Below are 16,585 nucleotides of genomic sequence, written 5' to 3'. Positions count from 1 at the left end.
TTACACTCTGATTGCAACCTGCAGAGCTGTTTTCAGGTAGTTTTCAAACGTGCTGCTGCTTACCTTCCCCATGGTGCGGGAATCCCATTCCATTCCGTCCAACGTGTCCTCGGCGTACAGGAATTGATACAGTTCAACATTTCTAAATTGGCTCACAGCCATAATAGATGCACATTCCATGTCAACAGCAAGACACCCCTCTGATTTTCTTTTCATCATGTTTTTCCTGGTTTCTCTGTACAGCGCGTCCGTCGTCCAGGTCTTGGTCTTAATATAGGGAATGTCCAACTGCTGAAATATACCTGCAAGCTTATCTGCAGTCAGCACTTCGATAAAGTCACCTGATGGCGCATAGTGGTAGCTGGTCCCCTCATCCCTATAAGCAGCAACCGGTATAATAAAATGGCCTGCAGCAATGCCCAAATCCAGCGTTCCGCAGGAACCGAAAAACACAAACTTCCTGCCGCCCTTTGCTATAACCTCTTCCAGCAAACCAGCCGAACCTGCCCCTCCAAGAATTGTCTGATATACTGCCACATCATTGCCCATGTAGTTTACCTTATATATGGGTATTGTGTATCCAGCCGCCATATGGCTTATCTGGACTGCTCCGTCCATATTTTTCACCAGGTTCATTACCCTGTCACTAAAGGTAGCAACAACGACTTCAGGAAAATCTTCTATCCTTTCGGTAACATGACTTGGTTTTAAAATCTCTTCGCTATCATTGTCAAACGAATCCAGTATGCTCATAAAATCCTCCCCCTATAAATTTTCAAATCAGTCAATCAGCAATCCCATGCACAAAGAATCATAAAATATACCATCTACCATCAGGTCCCTTTTCAATACGCCTTCCTCTTCAAAGCCCAGTTTCTTATATAGCCTGATTCCCCTGGCATTGTCCGTTCTGGCTCTCAAATTTATTTTTCTGATTGTTCCTGAACTTTTGCACCAGTCTATCAAGTACCTAATAAGCTCTTCCCCTATGCCGTGTCCCCAATATTCCTTCTGAACACTTATGCCGAATTCTCCTACATGAGAAACCCTTCTTCTTGCTCCGCCGGAAAAATTTAAGTTCGCTACTACTTTCCCGTTTATTTCTGCGATCAAAGACAATGCATTTTCTTTTTTTGACGTATTCTCAATAAAATCTTCTTCCTGCTGAACAGTCATGCCGAATTCTCCCACCCCAAATGACAAGTAATCCGTTTCCCCTGCCACGGAATTGATGTAATCAACCAAGTCCTTTGCGTCAGATTTTTTTGACCTTCTGATTATTAACTTTTCTCCGTTTATCATTATATCTCTCATTTTATTCCCTCCTATTATCATCTATTACTTTCGGCTCTCACGCTTTACTAATCACCTGCACTCCAATTCATTTTTTAACCTGTTGAAAAATGTATCCATAAACTCAATTCTTTCAGCACCGATTTCTTTAGCTTTTTTGGTATACAGCTTGTCCGGAATGTTTTTCAATTTGACTTCATACTCAATTATGGGATTATGCTTTGACATATCCTTTATCCTTCCGTTTTCAGCGGTGTTTTCACAAAGGTAATCGCTGATTGAATTGTTTGACTCCAGACTTTGTCCGCATTGTCCACCAAGCATGAAAGTCCTTGCTATGCCCACAGCACCGATTGAGTCCAGTTTGTCGGAATCGAATAGTATCCTGGCTTCTATTGTCTGCGGTTCATTTCCTGTTCTGAACCTGTGTGATGAAATGCAGTGTTTTATTTTTCCTACCATTTCCTCATCATAACCTAAGTCCGTTAGTATGCCTCCTGCAATTTCACTGCCTAAAACAGCGTGGTCTATTACCCCTGTATTGTCTTCACTTTCTTCCACTCTCGCAATATCATGAAGCAATGCAGCTGGTATCAATATGTCCAAATCAACATTATCCTCATATTCCGCTATCATCAGGCACACATTGTAAACCCTCATCACGTGATCCAGATTGTGTGCCGAACACGTCAATTTGTTTTTTACTATTTTCAATATTTCATTATGTTTTATGTCATTCTTCATTGTATTTTCATTTACCTTTCTTGATGATTAGATGTTATGTATCAGGTGTCAATCCTTTGAATGTCAGTTAATGATTTGTTTCTGTATATTAAATCGTCCCGTTTGATAAACTCTTGGCTTTCCCAAAACTTGTTTCCTGTTTCGTTTTTAGAAAACACAACTAATGCCACTTTATTAATGCCTTCATGTTTCAGTGCCTCTAAAGAAGCATTAAGCAAAGCAGTTCCAACGCCTTTTTCTCTCTCTACCGCCACAACCGCCGCATGATAAATGTATCCCCTTCTACCGTCATTGCCGCTGATGATGACTCCTATCAGTTTTCCGTTATCCTCAGCCACGAAACAGGTAGTTGGATTTCTTCTTAAAAATTTCGCAATGCCTTCCCTGGAGTCATCCAAGTTGTTCAATCCCATCCCAGGAGTGTTAATCCATATTTGATAGATGTCATCATAGTCATTTTCATTCATTAATCTTACATTCATCTCTTGCTCCTTTTCTTAAATAATATATTCTCATTATAGATAATTAAAATTTTAAAATAAATTTATAGCCTGTCTATAAATGCTTAATAACAGGCTTTCTGATATATATTATAATATTATTGACAGACTTTTAAAATCATTAATTAATTTTCCATAATTTCTTTTTTCATGGTCGAAGTAAATGGCTTTCATTCCCATTCTTTTGGGTATAAAAAGATTCTTTTCCTGATTATCAATAAAAATACATTCATCAGCCTTTACATCCAGGTCTTTTATAGCTTTTATAAATATATCATCATAATCCTTGCCGGAACCCACTTCAGCCGAAACTGCCACTGAATCAAAAACTTTATTCAAGCCATAATGCTTTAAAATATCGTCCATACGGTCCTTTTTGTTGTCAGTTACCATGCCTGTTTTATACTTCTGCCATCTGAGGTCTTTGACGATTGATAACATCCGCCTGTCAATAGGTGTGTTGATAAAGGACTCACGAAGTATATTCATGTCTATGGGGGTATTCAGCTCTTCACACAGTTTCTGCCAAATTTCTTCATGACTGGTTTTACCGTACAACAGATCATTGTTATACTTGTAATACTCATTCTCAAATAGTTTTACGTCAAGGCCCGCCTTCTTACAGATGTAATTGCATATGGACAGGGAACCGGTTGCATCAGTAGTCAGTACACCATCAAAATCAAATAGTATTGCTTTAATCATATTACTTTACTTCCTTTTTATAAATAATATTTCTGCATCTATTCAGTGAGACGCAATATATACAATAACTGCATATAAAGATATTTCTTATATCTTTATATCACCTGACATAGTTTTGTAAGATTACTAACTGTATTACCATATTAAACACTTATTACATTATATACCTGGTTCGTACATATTTCCATATATTTTCCAAATTCAAATTAAAAAATGTGCGCATATTTAAAGTTCTTCTATTAGCGCCAATCCTAAGTATGTTTACCCATGCAGCCCCTCATGCATTAACACTTTATACTTATCATTACAGCATGAAGGTCTTAAAAATTAGCAAATGCTTTGTAACGTTTAACTGAAACTGTTAATTTGTGTTTCAATTTGTTAAACGAAATAAAAACTTATTACATTTTTTACTCTGATTTCACAAAAATAACTGGCATGTTTTTACTTATGAACAAGCTAAATACTTACAAGATTGTACAAAAGTTTTGTCCTTCATAAACTTTCTTATTTGGGGAACTGCATCGCCGCCCCTATAACTAACTGTAAAATCAGCACCTGTGTTTTCAGCTATTTGTAATTTTTCCGGCCAGCTGCCTATCAGTGCAACTAAACTTGCTCCAAAGGCTTTTGCCATTTAAACCATAAACAGACCAATTGGACCATCGCCTATGATTAGTACCTTATCTCCAAATTTACTTTTGATTTTTTTACGGCATAAGCAGCAGTTGCAGCCGGTTCTATAGTTGCCGCCTCTTGCATAGTTATAGATGCAGGTATTTTATAAATGCTCCTCTTATGCGTTCGCAAATATTGTGCGAAGGAACCTTGTCTGTTTCTAAATGATCCAATAACCTCTCTGCTAGGACATAAATTAAAACGACCAGTTTTACACATTTCACAACAGCCGCAACCTAAACTTCATCACCTACAATCCTGTCCCCTACTATAAAAACCTCAACATTTTTACCTATTCTCACTATTACACCCGACCACGCATGCCCAGATACTATGGGAAAAACAGCATTCTTATTTACTAAATGGGGATGTGTTCCTTTTAACAACTCTAAATCGGATTTGCATATACCGCCGTAATGAATCTCAATTAAAACTTCATCTTCACTTTGTAATTCGGGTATATAGTCATCGTAAATTTCAAGCTTGCCGGGTTCACAAATTTTTAGTAACTTCATTTTCATACCTCTCTAAAGAAATTTTTATTATATGCTTTTTCTGGAAATATTTATATTATCTTTTTCTTTCTTACATATATAGATATCCCCAGGAGTTAAAAAACACGGCACTGCATTACCTCCTATTTTTTCCAATGCATCTCTTATTAAATCCAGTCGACCTTTATGTTCCATAAACGTCCAAGCCTATAAAGAAGTCGGTGCAAACGGTGTAGTAATAGCTGAACCGGTCGCAGGTCTTTTATCCCCTGATTTGCAAGAAGAATTTTCTAAGCCATATATATGTTTCACGCAAAAAATCCACTGAACTAAATTGTCAGTGGATTTTTTTATCGTAAATACATAAGAAGTCAACAAATTATAAAAACTTAAATCTGATTCTGCAGCACAATGTATCTGTTTGAAGTTTATTCAAACATCATTCCCTCAATAAAGAAATCCTGAAAATCATGATTTGATGAAAGCTCTAAATAATCAGTTCTTGCTTTTAGTTCTTCAGCTTTTTCTCTTAACTTTTTTGACATCAAATATGCTTTTGCTCCGCTTCCTGCACTGTTGCCTATATTTTTAATCTTATGTTTCAGTTCCTTTGGAATGAGTCCAATTGCAGCAGCACTTTCCTTGTCCATATAATTTCCAAAGCCTCCTGCTAAATACAATGTATCAATATCATCATATGTTAGGTTTTTTTCCTTGAGAAGTATTTTAATCCCTGCACTTATGGCAGATTTGGCAAGTTGAACTTCTCTTACATCCTTTTGAGAAAATGTTATTTGTTCATTATCGTCCAGCTGAGCAACTACAAATTGTTTTATTCCATTAATCTCAATTATATTATCACTTAATTCTTCATCGTCCAAATCTGTGATTCTGCCCGTTTCATCCATTAAATCATAATTAAGCATTTGAGCAACCATATCTAAAACTCCTGAGCCGCATATTCCAATGGGCTTTTTATTTCCAATCGTTTCATAAATCTTGTCTTTGGACAAGTCTATTTTACAAATGGCCCCGCTTATGCCGCCTACTCCATGCTTTATATTGGCGCCTTCAAAAGCAGGCCCTGCTGCAGTAGAGCATGTTATTACCTCCATTTTATTTCCGAGTGCCATTTCTCCGTTTGTTCCTATGTCAAGGAGCAAACTATATTTTTCTGTATCAAGCATTCCACAGGTTAGAATACCTGCGGTTATGTCACTTCCCACAAATGCAGATATTCCAGGAACAATGCTTATAATTCCGTTTGTTATTAAACCTACTTCCCGGGACTCAAATTCCATGGAACTGTTAGTGACAGGAATATAAGGTGCCATAGCAATATTTTCACAGGGAAGTCCTAGCAGTAAATGAATCATTGTTGTGTTTCCAACTATACAAACATCATATACTTTTTCTGTCTCAATGTTATTCTTATTGCAAATATATTCTATCATGGAATTAAGCTGAGATATTATAACATCCTTTAGAATTTTGGATCCTTCTTTATTTTCAGTAGTGTAAAAAATTCTTGAAACAACATCCGCTCCATAATTTTTTTGATTGTTTATTTCAGATATTACATCAATTGTTTTACCATCAGTTAAATTCATCAAATAAACAGCAATGGTGGTTGTTCCAATATCAACAGCAATACCGTAAAACTCTTTTACAGTATCATTTTTCTCTATTAAGAGCAATTTATTGTCATTTAATACGGCGGTAATATTAAAATTAAATTCTCTTAATTTTTTGCTTAAATTCCTTAATTGCAGCAAATCAATACTTAAGTGTTTAATGTTTATAGAATCCTTAAGCCTTAAAAAATCATCCCTTTGGTCTTCTAAAGAAGCAGGACTGATTTGGCAATGAATTTTTCGAATAATAGGGCTAATATCTTCTATTTCTGCGATTCCATCAGTCATAACCTCCATATCATTATCTGCTGCATTTATAATTATTTCCATTTTTTCATCCACGTTAATCCCGCATGACAACCTGTAGCCAATTTGTATTTCTTCTTTATGAAGATGATTTTCATCGAGATTGGATTCTTTTTTGATTCCTTTAATCACTCTTACCTTGCATTTTCCACATGTACCTTTTCCATTGCATGGACTGTTTATAAATATTTTATTTTCTTGCAAAACACGGAGAAGATTTTCTCCTTTTTTTACATCTATAACTTCTTTTGAACCATTTAAATTAACAATAAGAGGAATTTTTCCGTCGCTTCTGAATGCACAATGCTTCATGGTGCATTCAGAACAAATATGTTCCTTTTTTGCAATTCCGATATTCTCTCCAAAACCGTATACGGCTGCAGTTGATTTTGAAGGGAGCATCAAAAATGATTCTGTTAATTTTACTTCTTTGAAATCATCGCCCATACATGCGAAAATTTTCCCCTGTTCCTGTAACTCCCATTGTGTATCTCCCGGCGATAATGTTTGGGTTAAACCAATGTTGGAACTTTTAATATTATCTACAATTTCATTCCAAAAAAGTTTATTGACATACCCAATTGCTTCAGTGCTTATATTATCTATTATCATGGCTTTTAGATAATCTCCGTCACTAAAGGCCTCTTCAATTACCTGGTTAACCTTTTGCCCCAATGTAGTTATAACCACAATTATTTTGTTGCAATCTTTAAGTTTGGCAGAAATAAATTCACCTTTAAATTTAACATTGTTTTCAAGCAATACGTAATCATCTGCCACACAATTAACATTAATATATTTATAGTAAACTGCAGGATTTAAATAAGTACTGCATTTTGAAATTTCTGTTCTTATACAATCTAATATATCATCATCCGGTATCCTGTCCTTATACCCCAATAGATGCAAAACCCTTTTTTCTTCGATTTCTAATTTTATATCGTCAAAAATTTTCATTTCTACTCCATAAATATTTATATTATTTTATTAAATTTAGCCTTTTTAAAAACTGCCTTTATCTAAAAAAACATATATTAAAACTAATATATTTATAATAATATAATTTCAATAATTTTTATTGTTAAAATATCCAGATGTGCTTATAATAATAAACGCCCTACTACCCATACCCTCTAAGTATTTATCAAAATTCAACATTACACCATCGCCCTGAACATATTTAGATGGACTTTTTAAAATTCTACTCATACGTATTATCTCCTTAAAAATGTTAATAAAAATATAAAGAGATAATATGCAATATATGTGCCAATAATATTTTAAATTACACCTTTAGTCTTAACCTGCATCCGCTCATTGCTCAATATCTTCTTTATATCCCCATGAATTTAATATTTTCTGAGCTTCTTCATGGGTTATGTCAAACAAGCAGGTATTACCTTCCCCTAAATAAAATTCTCTTTCATAAGAAGAATCTGCTGTTGTTTCCTGCCATATTAAATAATTTTTCTGAATATATTCCAGCTGAAATTTATCTTCTTTTTTCCTTACAATGTTTCCCGAATCAACATCCCTAAAATATCTCATACACCCTCCCCAAAATTCTATATTTTTCAATAATCTGAACAACCATAGCAAATCAGCATTTTATAACATAACCTTTAATAAGGGTTATTATAAAAATATATTCATACAGCAATAATCATAATCAAAACCAATGCAGAGCCTATTAACAAAATTTGTTTTTCTTAATTATTCCATAGGCTATGCCCGTAAGTGCAGAGATTGCAAGAGTTATACCAAGTACCATTCTTACCACTCCCTTATCTGATATATATATTATTATACCACAAAAAAACGTATTCAATTTAAATATGGCAAATTATTCTACTTTCTGTAATCCTTTCTAATGAATGGCTCTTCAATACTTTCAGAAATAAGCAATTTGTATTTCTGTGGATGGCGATATGCATTTCCATGTACTTCACGGTTTCTATACTCTCTGATTTCATCGATAGGAAAGTCAGCTATATAAATTCCCTCTCGTTCACCGGCTTCAATAATAAGCGTATCTCTTGAACCATAGTCATGGGGCTTGTACGCAATCCCATCAAATGCAGAAGAATGACCGTTGCAATCAGGCTTGCCTATTGGATAATTTACCGTTGCAATACCAACCATATTCTCATATGCTCTTGCCCTCAACTGTGAGATGCGATTTATCTCCATAGGGCAAGCATTTGGAACTAAAATAATCTCAGAGCCTTTTAGCATAAGAATTCTTGCACTTTCCGGAAATTCTCTGTCATAGCAAACCATTGCACCGATTTTTACATTGCCTTGAGCAGTATCTAAATCAGTAACATAAAAATCATTACCTGCTGTTAATCGGCATTCATCGCCAAAATCACAGGTATGTACCTTTGCGTATGTAAGTACATTGTTGCCAAATCGATCAAAAAGGCAGAGTGTGTTCCTTGGTAACGGATCGTACTTTTCAAGAAATGTTATTCCGATAGCTATATTGAGTTCCTTTGCAAGTTTACCAAATGAACTAACAAACAAACTGTCAGCAGATACAGCGCTCGCTTTCAATTCAGCAATGTCTTCAGGAATGTTATAGCCAACACTCCACATTTCAGGAAACAACACAATGTCTGCACCCATTGTCTTAGATTTTCTACAGCATCCCAATCCTTTTTGCATGTTGCCTTCTAAAGTATCTTCAGGCATAACCTGCAATAGGGCTACTTTCAGATTTTTCATATGTAGTTTCCTTTCAAACTCCTATTTTGGATTATAAATACTGCCATGATACGACAATGTAGGTGCAGCTTCATTACTTAGAGATATCTTCAACATTTTCAATATATAATGAAATTTCACCACATTTAGGACAAATTGCAACTTTAGGCTTTTCAATTCTTCTTGCAAATATTCCTGTACCATCAGAAATTTTAATGCCGTATCCTCCCCCTTCAATCTTTACATCAAATCCCTCAACCATTTCAACATCACAACGATGACAATTTCTCATATATACTCACCTCCATTTTGCTTTTTATCGTATATTGATAATCTTGTTGCATATTCCAGACTGATACAATGGTAATTACTAATAATGCTTCTTTTTTATTATTATGATGGGATTTTATTTCCCCTTTGTGACAATCGAAAATTATCATGCCAAAACGTTGCTTACCAAGTCAATACCCATCAATAAAAACTAAATGCCACCTTTAATTATTCTTATTTTTCACGTAACTCATCTATTACCTGTTGCTCAACTCTACCAAATGAAATACCTTTATTTTCGCCACCTAATATTAAGAAACTCTTTGATAAATCCTCAACCGTAGACTCTAATGTATTCATAAATTGATTATAAGCAAAATCAAATTTAGGATCGTTTTCATCTTGTCCAAAAACAGAGTAAATAAGTTGTTCAGTCATTTGGTCCATTCCCCATAATTTTAAATGAAGTAACTCATGTATAACTAATGCCTCTAAATTAGTTTGTTTTGGATTGTAATTGTTTATCATTAATATAGCTTTTCTGTCTGCCACATCAATCTTAATATCACCGGTTTTTCGCCATTCTGTAGCAATCATCTCATATTTAATATCCCAATCTCTTAATCTTAAAATATCTTGCCATTTTCTTAAATAAGTTTCTACTGACTCTTCATCAAATTTCATATGCAAATCTTCCCCCTAAGAATGTTATTGCGAACTAAATTATTTAACAACTCTACTATAGTTCAATCCAATATCTTTGAAAAATTTCCCCGTTATCGATATCTTCAGATTCAAGTACCCCTCGGTTTTTTATTATTGTTTTAGCCGAACCTATATTACTTTTCAAACAAGTTATCAACACGTTAGATATTCCAATAATTTCACATTCCTTCAACGCTAAAGATAGCATTATACAAGCATATCCTTTCTTTCTCTCACTTGGTCGTATTCCATAACCTATATGCCCACCCCTAAATAATAAAAATTCATTTAGTCTGTGTCTGATGTCTATTGCCCCTAAAATTCTATTATTTTTATTTACCAGCCAATAGGTTGAACACTCTACATATCCATCTGGTAATCCTATGCCTTTACTGTATCCATTCAAACTTTCAATCATTAAATGAAAATCGGCTGAATCAAGATTCAAACTCCAGGGAATGAGTTCCTCTCCTGTTTTTTCCCATTCTAATATCATGTCTGAATACTCATTTTTTAAACTGACACTAGGTTTTATTAACCTTAATCCTTCTTTCATATTCTCCCCTCCGATTCACATAATTTTGTATATATGTCAATTATTATTCTCATCATCATTATTGGAATCTATGTTATAAGGATTTAATAATTCTCTAGCCACTTGAAGCATATGAGGTTGAACATATATATCTAAGTGGTTAGTTCCCGTAAAAATTTCCATTGGATGTATTATTCTCGAAATTTTAAAATAGGGTATTTCATACGATTCAAGAATCGATATAATTATTTCAGCCTCTATGCTATTTAAATTTGAAGTTAATAATGCTTTTGTTTCATCGTCTTGTTCATCAGCAGCTACAGTGTGATATCTAGCGAAAAAAGGTGTTATGCATATAATTGCAAAAATCCATATCAAATAATGTATTATAGAAAAGTTAAAAAAGTGATTATCACTTAGTCTTACATAGTTCATAATGAACAATGGAGCAAATATAGATAAGCTGAGAATTAACCTTGTTGACCAATTAACATAATGTTTGGCATCACATTTATTGCATACTATTGGAGAATATCCATTCACCCATATTGATTTTAAAATGTCTTTGTATTTAAATTTATAAGTGCATATTTTGCATTTTTGCATATATTAATCCCCCAAGAAACATATTATCCTTCCAATGCATATACTAGAATCTTGTGCTATTTTATATTGCTAATCATATGAATTATAATAATTAATAATTTTCTTCCTCAAAAAAACAGTTGCTCGTATGGTTTTCAAAGATTACTTTTTGAACTTTACTAGTTAAAATAGGCTGAATAAGTGGGTATGTCAACTCCGTTGGCAATCTATCGAATAGATATACCTTTTCTATTTCTGAATCAGGTAACTCTTCCATTGCTTTTATATCGGCATAATATAGCATTCCATACGTTTCTTCACCACTTGAATTAACTCTGTTCCTGCCTGTAACAGAATAAACACTTACAGGCTTAAGGTCAAATTCACATGCTCCAGTTTCTTCATATAATTCTCTTTTAGCAGTATCTATAATGCTCTCATTATCTTCTCTGTGACCACCTGCAATTTCATATGTATCCCGATCTTTATGTTTGCAGAATACCCATTTCCCTTTATATTTAGCAGCAATAACTGCAAATTTCAACAAGCTATCATCTACATGATTGTAAAATTTAACTTCCATTTTCAATCTCCTATTATTATTCCGCCCTATTTGTATAATTTTATTGCATCACAATATTTAAAAATTACAAATGAAATTATTTAACACTAAATTTGTAATAGGCCAAAGCATCATCATTATAAAGATGTTCAAATCCTAACTTTTCTAAAACGTGTTTGCTCCTATGATTTCTATGTATTGCATCTGCATAAATGGTCTTAAGTCCTAATGTTTTTATTGCATAGTCAATTAATAGTCGCTGAGCCTCTGTTCCGTATCCCTTTTCTTTAAATGAATCATTAACTAAATGAACACCTAAAGTACCACATAATTTCCCCATGTCTATTTGCTTTATTTGGATTTCTCCAACTGTCTTGTCATTATAGCATATTGCAAAGAAAAGCCTATTTGAATTTAAAACTCTATCTTGAAAATATCTATTGACCTCCTCAAAATCATAAGTATATGTTTCATAGGTCATAGCAGGATCAGCAACATATTCTTTATAAAACTCATGACACCTTTCTATTGTGTATGGCACTAAAATAATCTTTTCTCCCTTCAATTCCACCTGACAATCCGCTCCTCTGGCTTTTATTTATATTTCTATTACGTACATGCTTTGAATTAAATTGCTCCTGACTCAAGAATTAAAAAACTATTATTCTCACAATCTATATCAGCCATTACACCATATGATAAAATACATGTGGATGAACTATGCCCAAACATCGCGATTAGTATAACTTCAATTTATATCTCATTTTCTCAGTTATTTATGTTGTAAATAATTATTGCTTGTTGAACTTCAAGCAAATGCTTCTTAAACTCATATCCTACAAAATAATGGCTGTCAATAACATCGGCGGAAACTTCTTCACCCCTATAAAATGGCGGGCATGGATTTAACAGAGCATTTGGATTTGCAGTATCCATCAAAGATTTCGTAATTTGATGATTCACAAAATCTTTAAGTATATCCTTGTTTATCGGATCAGTTAACACGATATCTTTTCCTATAATAGCCTCTCTCAAATTATGCTCAACAGTAACCCCATTAATCTCATATCCAATAGGGCAGCTCTGTATCAGTTCAAAACCAAATAAATCAGAAGCCTCTTTCCACGCCATTCCAATATTCCCTTTAGCCCCTACAAACAAATATTTTGCATTCAAGTAATCATCCCTTATTTTGGATAAGGAATATAAATCCGTCAATATCTCACATGGATGATTAACACTTGTCATAGCATTAATTATAGGAACCGCAGATGATCTAGACATTTTTTCAATAAGTTCAATATTGCCATGTCTTACGATAATGCAATCTGCCCAGTTATTGAGATATCCCACAACATCTTTGATATTTTCCTTTTTATCAAGTGTTTCCGAAGGGAACAAAACTGATTGTCCACCAAGCAGATAAATTCCCTTCTCATATGTAACTCTCGTGCGTATGCTTGAACTAGGAAAGAACATCACAATAGATTTGCCTTTAAGAAAATCTGTGTATTTTCCGTTTTGGATTTCTTCTGCAATTTTGAATATTTCATATACTTCATCTTTTGAATAATCACTAATTCTGATTAAATTTTTCATATATTCCCCCATCATATTTGAACCTAAAAAATAATAATTATCTAGTTATAGATATACCTCCTAAGTATGTTGACACATTAATGTTAGTGGAAAAAGGCTTTTTCTTTTACCATCTCATAATCTTTTTAGTCAACCTTCAAGGTATATCTTAATCTTTGATCACTATTCGGATCGGAATATTCAAATGTGTATTCATCAACCCATCTAGGCATAAACTCCTTAGAAATCGAAGTTTCTATATATATCTTTTCATCTGTAAATAGATTATATAGATATAGGGTTACATCTTTCTTGCTCTCCTTGAATTCATTATAAGAATCAATATCAAAAAATAATGGGAAGTCGCTATAGCATATCCAGCCATTTTTCATATTTATATCAAGATCGTCAAAATCTGCTTTGTTTTCTCTTACTTCATATTCATGAGTATCTGCATTTAATATAAGAAGCTCAGGAATTCCTGGTCCATATCTGAACATGGCCCAAAACTCATTCTCATTCCACCCATAAGGTTCTATATCTGTGACCATCTTAGAATCTATTGCTTCATCGAATACTACTTTATCATTCCTGTCCAATATTTTTAAGTTTCTTTCGCTTTCTGAATTCCTGTTTAAAAAATATGGGTTTTCTATAATAATAAAGTATTCCCCGTTAGGACTGACACTGATTTCTACATTCCTGCCTTCGTAAATTAAAATTTTGTTGCCTTCATAGTCAAATTTGATAACTTCTTCCTTGTACTCATCTTTCCCTATACATTTTGTAACAGTGCAATACAAATAGGGATCCCTTATTTCAATATTAATATCAATCCCTTCTGCCAGTAATGCAGCAAAAGATTTCCCGTTGTATTTCCACAATTGCACGCCACCGGTTTCGTCACCGGATATATACACGACTATATAGTATGTTCCATTCAATTCTTTAATGTGCAGTATGTCATGTACTCTAAAATCCGATTTAGTATCAGCCTCTGCTTTGATAACATTGGCTTCTGCTTCTTTATAATTTTGTATTGTTGCCTCTAACTCATCTACCTTTGACTGCAAATTTTCATTTTGAATCTTATATTCCTCAACACTTTGATTTACAGTTTCACTCCTGCTGCATGCTGATAAAGTCAAATTACTAATAATAACAGCAATAAGTAATATTTTACTATTTTTATACAAAAGCATACCCCCAAAATCTGATTCCGTTTTCAACGGATGCAATGCTGTTTCGATAATGTATCATGATTATTTCGCATTCTTCTTTACCTTCATATAAACACTTCCAATCTTAATTAATTCTCCATAGTTTTTGCTAATGCAGCAAGTTTGCTTAATGTTTTCCAATTACGAACAGTTGTCGAAACATTCAGTTTATATAGATTATTAGCAAGCTTTGAATTTCGGATACTATGATGGAATAAAAGATATATATCTCTCCCTGCAATATGATATTTATCACTTTCACTTCTATAAACATCTATGTACTCAAGATTTTCTTTTAAAGGATTATGTGTCAATAATGCAACATACAGGCTCTCTACTTCGGATAAGGTCTCTGCTTCTGTTACTTCATCCTTCGAGAATGGGCAATTCGAAATAATCCGTTCTAACTCCATAGACGTCCTCAAAATTACTTTTACAGGAATCCTAAAGACTGCTTCAATCTCATGTTCAATTTTATTGCACAAAGATTCCTCTGATTCATTCGATTTGAATAGAACATTTCCGCTTTGAATATATGTTTTCACTTCACAAAGACCAATTGATTCAAATACTCGTTTTAAATCTGCCATCTTGATTATATTTTTTTCGCCTACGTTAATGCCTCTTAACAATGCTATATAAACAGTCATGTTGTAAACCCTCCTTAACGATTTCTTTAATTTAGATTTCAGACTATTTATTTATAAATTTAATTGTATCGTCAATAATTCTATTAGTTTCTTCACCTTCATTGAATACTTCAAAACCGTGTTCACCTTTTGAATGTAATACAAACTCAACTTCACATCCTAAATTTCTTACTTCTTCAATAAAATTATCGTTACAATCAGAAGAATAAACATCATCTAAAGATCCCATTGCAATTAAAAATTTTGGCAGACAGGATTTGTTAATCATATCTATTATACTTGAATCTAGTTTTCCGTAATAAGCAATGATCTTATTAATAAAACCAGTATTTATTTCCATAATATTTTTAACACCTATTTCTACGCCTGAAGAAAAAGCAAAAATATTTAAGTTGTTGACATTTAATTTCAAATCATTTGAATTATCGAGAAGAAAATAAATAAGATCTTTTATATCACCCGGACATTCTTCAGGTCTCCAATTAAATACAACTGTATTAAACCCAGATGCTGCCAGCACTTTTCCCCATGATTGAAAAAGTTTTATATCCTTAATATCTTCCATTGTTGAACTGCCGTGTACTACAACAACAGTAGGAATACTCGACACATCAGTATTATTCGAGTAATAAACATCCAACTTCAATAACTTTTCATCACTAACTTTATAAACAACATCTTGTCTTATTTCTACTGAATCCATATTTGGATGCTTATACACTAAATCCATACTCTTATTCCCCCATTTTAATATTCAATGTTATATTCTACTTGTATACTCTAACCCCATCTAGTGTTACCCAAAGAGTTTTATGTTCCGATAAAGAAGCAAACTCAAATTTAAACAAGAATACTTCTTTCTCATTTAGCAATATTGCACGACTTTCTTGTTGAGCCAATACTGGAATGATACCACTACTATATTTAAATACTTACAATAAAAGCAACAGAAATTAACAACCAAATCATTGCAAAGATTATTAAGAAATTACCTAGACACATAGAATACTTTTTTCTGTTTTCCGGAGTATCTTCTGCAATTTTTTTGACTTTGAAGCCAACTCTCGCATATAATCCATCATCTTTTGAGCCAAACGGATTGATAAACATACAAGAAAAATCAAATTTTCGCATGAGTAATCCAACGCCTAAAAGTACAATGGCAAAGAAGCCACAAAAGATAATCAACACCGCTTTCATGTTAGGGCTAATATTAAGGCTCATATCTGACCTCCTTAAATTTATCTTCCCTGCAGAATTTATTTGTAATCTCTTTTACTTTTCAGTTTAGCACAATAGCCTGCATAATACACGGTTATCATTAATATGAATGACAAAATATGAAAATACCACCCTTTATAACTTGACGTAAAAAAGAAAATAATTCTGCCTAATATTGTAGTAATGCCAATTGGAGCTA

Annotated in this window: 21 protein-coding genes; all 21 read right to left on the bottom strand. The window is 33.3% G+C overall.

Annotated features, from left to right (window positions below; genetic code table 11):
* The 21 genes from AAGU76_RS11940 to AAGU76_RS11840 all read right to left on the bottom strand — a co-directional run bounded on the left by AAGU76_RS11940 (position 1) and on the right by AAGU76_RS11840 (position 16,389).
* A complete protein-coding gene (locus AAGU76_RS11940; protein ID WP_342485735.1) occupies positions 1 to 753 on the bottom strand; it encodes a nucleoside phosphorylase in 753 nt (250 codons plus the stop codon).
* Between the two features lie 27 nt (positions 754 to 780).
* Positions 781 to 1,314 carry a GNAT family protein gene (locus AAGU76_RS11935; RefSeq protein WP_342485734.1) on the bottom strand — a complete coding sequence of 178 codons (534 nt, stop codon included), beginning with the start codon at positions 1,312 to 1,314 and terminating at the stop codon, positions 781 to 783.
* Positions 1,315 to 1,365: 51 nt separating this feature from the next.
* The gene (locus tag AAGU76_RS11930; RefSeq protein WP_342485733.1) at positions 1,366 to 2,037 is read right to left on the bottom strand and encodes an HD domain-containing protein; all 672 of its coding nucleotides are present in this window, start codon (positions 2,035 to 2,037) and stop codon (positions 1,366 to 1,368) included.
* 41 nt (positions 2,038 to 2,078) lie between these two features.
* Positions 2,079 to 2,519 (bottom strand): GNAT family N-acetyltransferase, encoded by a 441-nt coding sequence (locus AAGU76_RS11925; protein WP_342485732.1) that lies wholly within the window; start codon positions 2,517 to 2,519, stop codon positions 2,079 to 2,081.
* Between the two features lie 108 nt (positions 2,520 to 2,627).
* A complete protein-coding gene (locus tag AAGU76_RS11920; RefSeq protein WP_342485731.1) occupies positions 2,628 to 3,242 on the bottom strand; it encodes an HAD hydrolase-like protein in 615 nt (204 codons plus the stop codon).
* A gap of 914 nt (positions 3,243 to 4,156) precedes the next feature.
* Entirely contained in the window at positions 4,157 to 4,435 is a 279-nt protein-coding gene (locus tag AAGU76_RS11915; protein ID WP_342485730.1) for an alcohol dehydrogenase catalytic domain-containing protein, read from the bottom strand.
* A gap of 407 nt (positions 4,436 to 4,842) precedes the next feature.
* Positions 4,843 to 7,311 carry an ASKHA domain-containing protein gene (locus AAGU76_RS11910; protein WP_342485729.1) on the bottom strand — a complete coding sequence of 823 codons (2,469 nt, stop codon included), beginning with the start codon at positions 7,309 to 7,311 and terminating at the stop codon, positions 4,843 to 4,845.
* Positions 7,312 to 7,419: 108 nt separating this feature from the next.
* Positions 7,420 to 7,563, bottom strand: a complete 144-nt coding sequence (locus AAGU76_RS11905) for a hypothetical protein (RefSeq protein ID WP_342485728.1) — start codon at positions 7,561 to 7,563, stop codon at positions 7,420 to 7,422.
* Positions 7,564 to 7,668: 105 nt separating this feature from the next.
* On the bottom strand, positions 7,669 to 7,902 hold the full coding sequence (locus AAGU76_RS11900) for a hypothetical protein (RefSeq protein WP_342485727.1): 234 nt from the start codon (positions 7,900 to 7,902) through the stop codon (positions 7,669 to 7,671).
* A gap of 300 nt (positions 7,903 to 8,202) precedes the next feature.
* Positions 8,203 to 9,081: a carbon-nitrogen hydrolase family protein gene (locus AAGU76_RS11895; RefSeq protein ID WP_342485726.1), complete on the bottom strand. Its 879-nt coding sequence runs from the start codon at positions 9,079 to 9,081 to the stop codon at positions 8,203 to 8,205.
* A 73-nt stretch (positions 9,082 to 9,154) separates the two neighbouring features.
* Positions 9,155 to 9,352 carry a nucleic acid-binding protein gene (locus tag AAGU76_RS11890; RefSeq protein ID WP_342485725.1) on the bottom strand — a complete coding sequence of 66 codons (198 nt, stop codon included), beginning with the start codon at positions 9,350 to 9,352 and terminating at the stop codon, positions 9,155 to 9,157.
* A 212-nt stretch (positions 9,353 to 9,564) separates the two neighbouring features.
* On the bottom strand, positions 9,565 to 10,014 hold the full coding sequence (locus AAGU76_RS11885; protein ID WP_342485724.1) for a hypothetical protein: 450 nt from the start codon (positions 10,012 to 10,014) through the stop codon (positions 9,565 to 9,567).
* 55 nt (positions 10,015 to 10,069) lie between these two features.
* The gene (locus tag AAGU76_RS11880; protein WP_342485723.1) at positions 10,070 to 10,591 is read right to left on the bottom strand and encodes a GNAT family N-acetyltransferase; all 522 of its coding nucleotides are present in this window, start codon (positions 10,589 to 10,591) and stop codon (positions 10,070 to 10,072) included.
* 36 nt (positions 10,592 to 10,627) lie between these two features.
* Positions 10,628 to 11,176: a TIGR04104 family putative zinc finger protein gene (locus AAGU76_RS11875; protein WP_342485722.1), complete on the bottom strand. Its 549-nt coding sequence runs from the start codon at positions 11,174 to 11,176 to the stop codon at positions 10,628 to 10,630.
* 91 nt (positions 11,177 to 11,267) lie between these two features.
* The gene (locus tag AAGU76_RS11870; protein WP_342485721.1) at positions 11,268 to 11,738 is read right to left on the bottom strand and encodes an NUDIX domain-containing protein; all 471 of its coding nucleotides are present in this window, start codon (positions 11,736 to 11,738) and stop codon (positions 11,268 to 11,270) included.
* A 76-nt stretch (positions 11,739 to 11,814) separates the two neighbouring features.
* Complete coding sequence (locus AAGU76_RS11865; protein WP_342485720.1) at positions 11,815 to 12,288, bottom strand: GNAT family N-acetyltransferase; 474 nt, start codon at positions 12,286 to 12,288, stop codon at positions 11,815 to 11,817.
* A gap of 197 nt (positions 12,289 to 12,485) precedes the next feature.
* Positions 12,486 to 13,316 carry a peptide transporter gene (locus AAGU76_RS11860; RefSeq protein WP_342485719.1) on the bottom strand — a complete coding sequence of 277 codons (831 nt, stop codon included), beginning with the start codon at positions 13,314 to 13,316 and terminating at the stop codon, positions 12,486 to 12,488.
* Positions 13,317 to 13,441: 125 nt separating this feature from the next.
* A complete protein-coding gene (locus tag AAGU76_RS11855) occupies positions 13,442 to 14,491 on the bottom strand; it encodes a hypothetical protein (protein WP_342485718.1) in 1,050 nt (349 codons plus the stop codon).
* A gap of 113 nt (positions 14,492 to 14,604) precedes the next feature.
* Positions 14,605 to 15,165, bottom strand: a complete 561-nt coding sequence (locus AAGU76_RS11850) for a DUF1697 domain-containing protein (protein WP_342485717.1) — start codon at positions 15,163 to 15,165, stop codon at positions 14,605 to 14,607.
* Positions 15,166 to 15,208: 43 nt separating this feature from the next.
* A complete protein-coding gene (locus AAGU76_RS11845; RefSeq protein ID WP_342485716.1) occupies positions 15,209 to 15,895 on the bottom strand; it encodes a hypothetical protein in 687 nt (228 codons plus the stop codon).
* Between the two features lie 194 nt (positions 15,896 to 16,089).
* Positions 16,090 to 16,389: a hypothetical protein gene (locus AAGU76_RS11840; protein WP_342485715.1), complete on the bottom strand. Its 300-nt coding sequence runs from the start codon at positions 16,387 to 16,389 to the stop codon at positions 16,090 to 16,092.
* Positions 16,390 to 16,585: the final 196 nt, after the last annotated feature.

This window comes from Sedimentibacter sp., from assembly GCF_038562225.1.
In the GTDB taxonomy this organism is placed as follows: domain Bacteria; phylum Bacillota; class Clostridia; order Tissierellales; family Sedimentibacteraceae; genus Sedimentibacter.
This window is presented reverse-complemented; position numbering and strand designations above follow the sequence as displayed.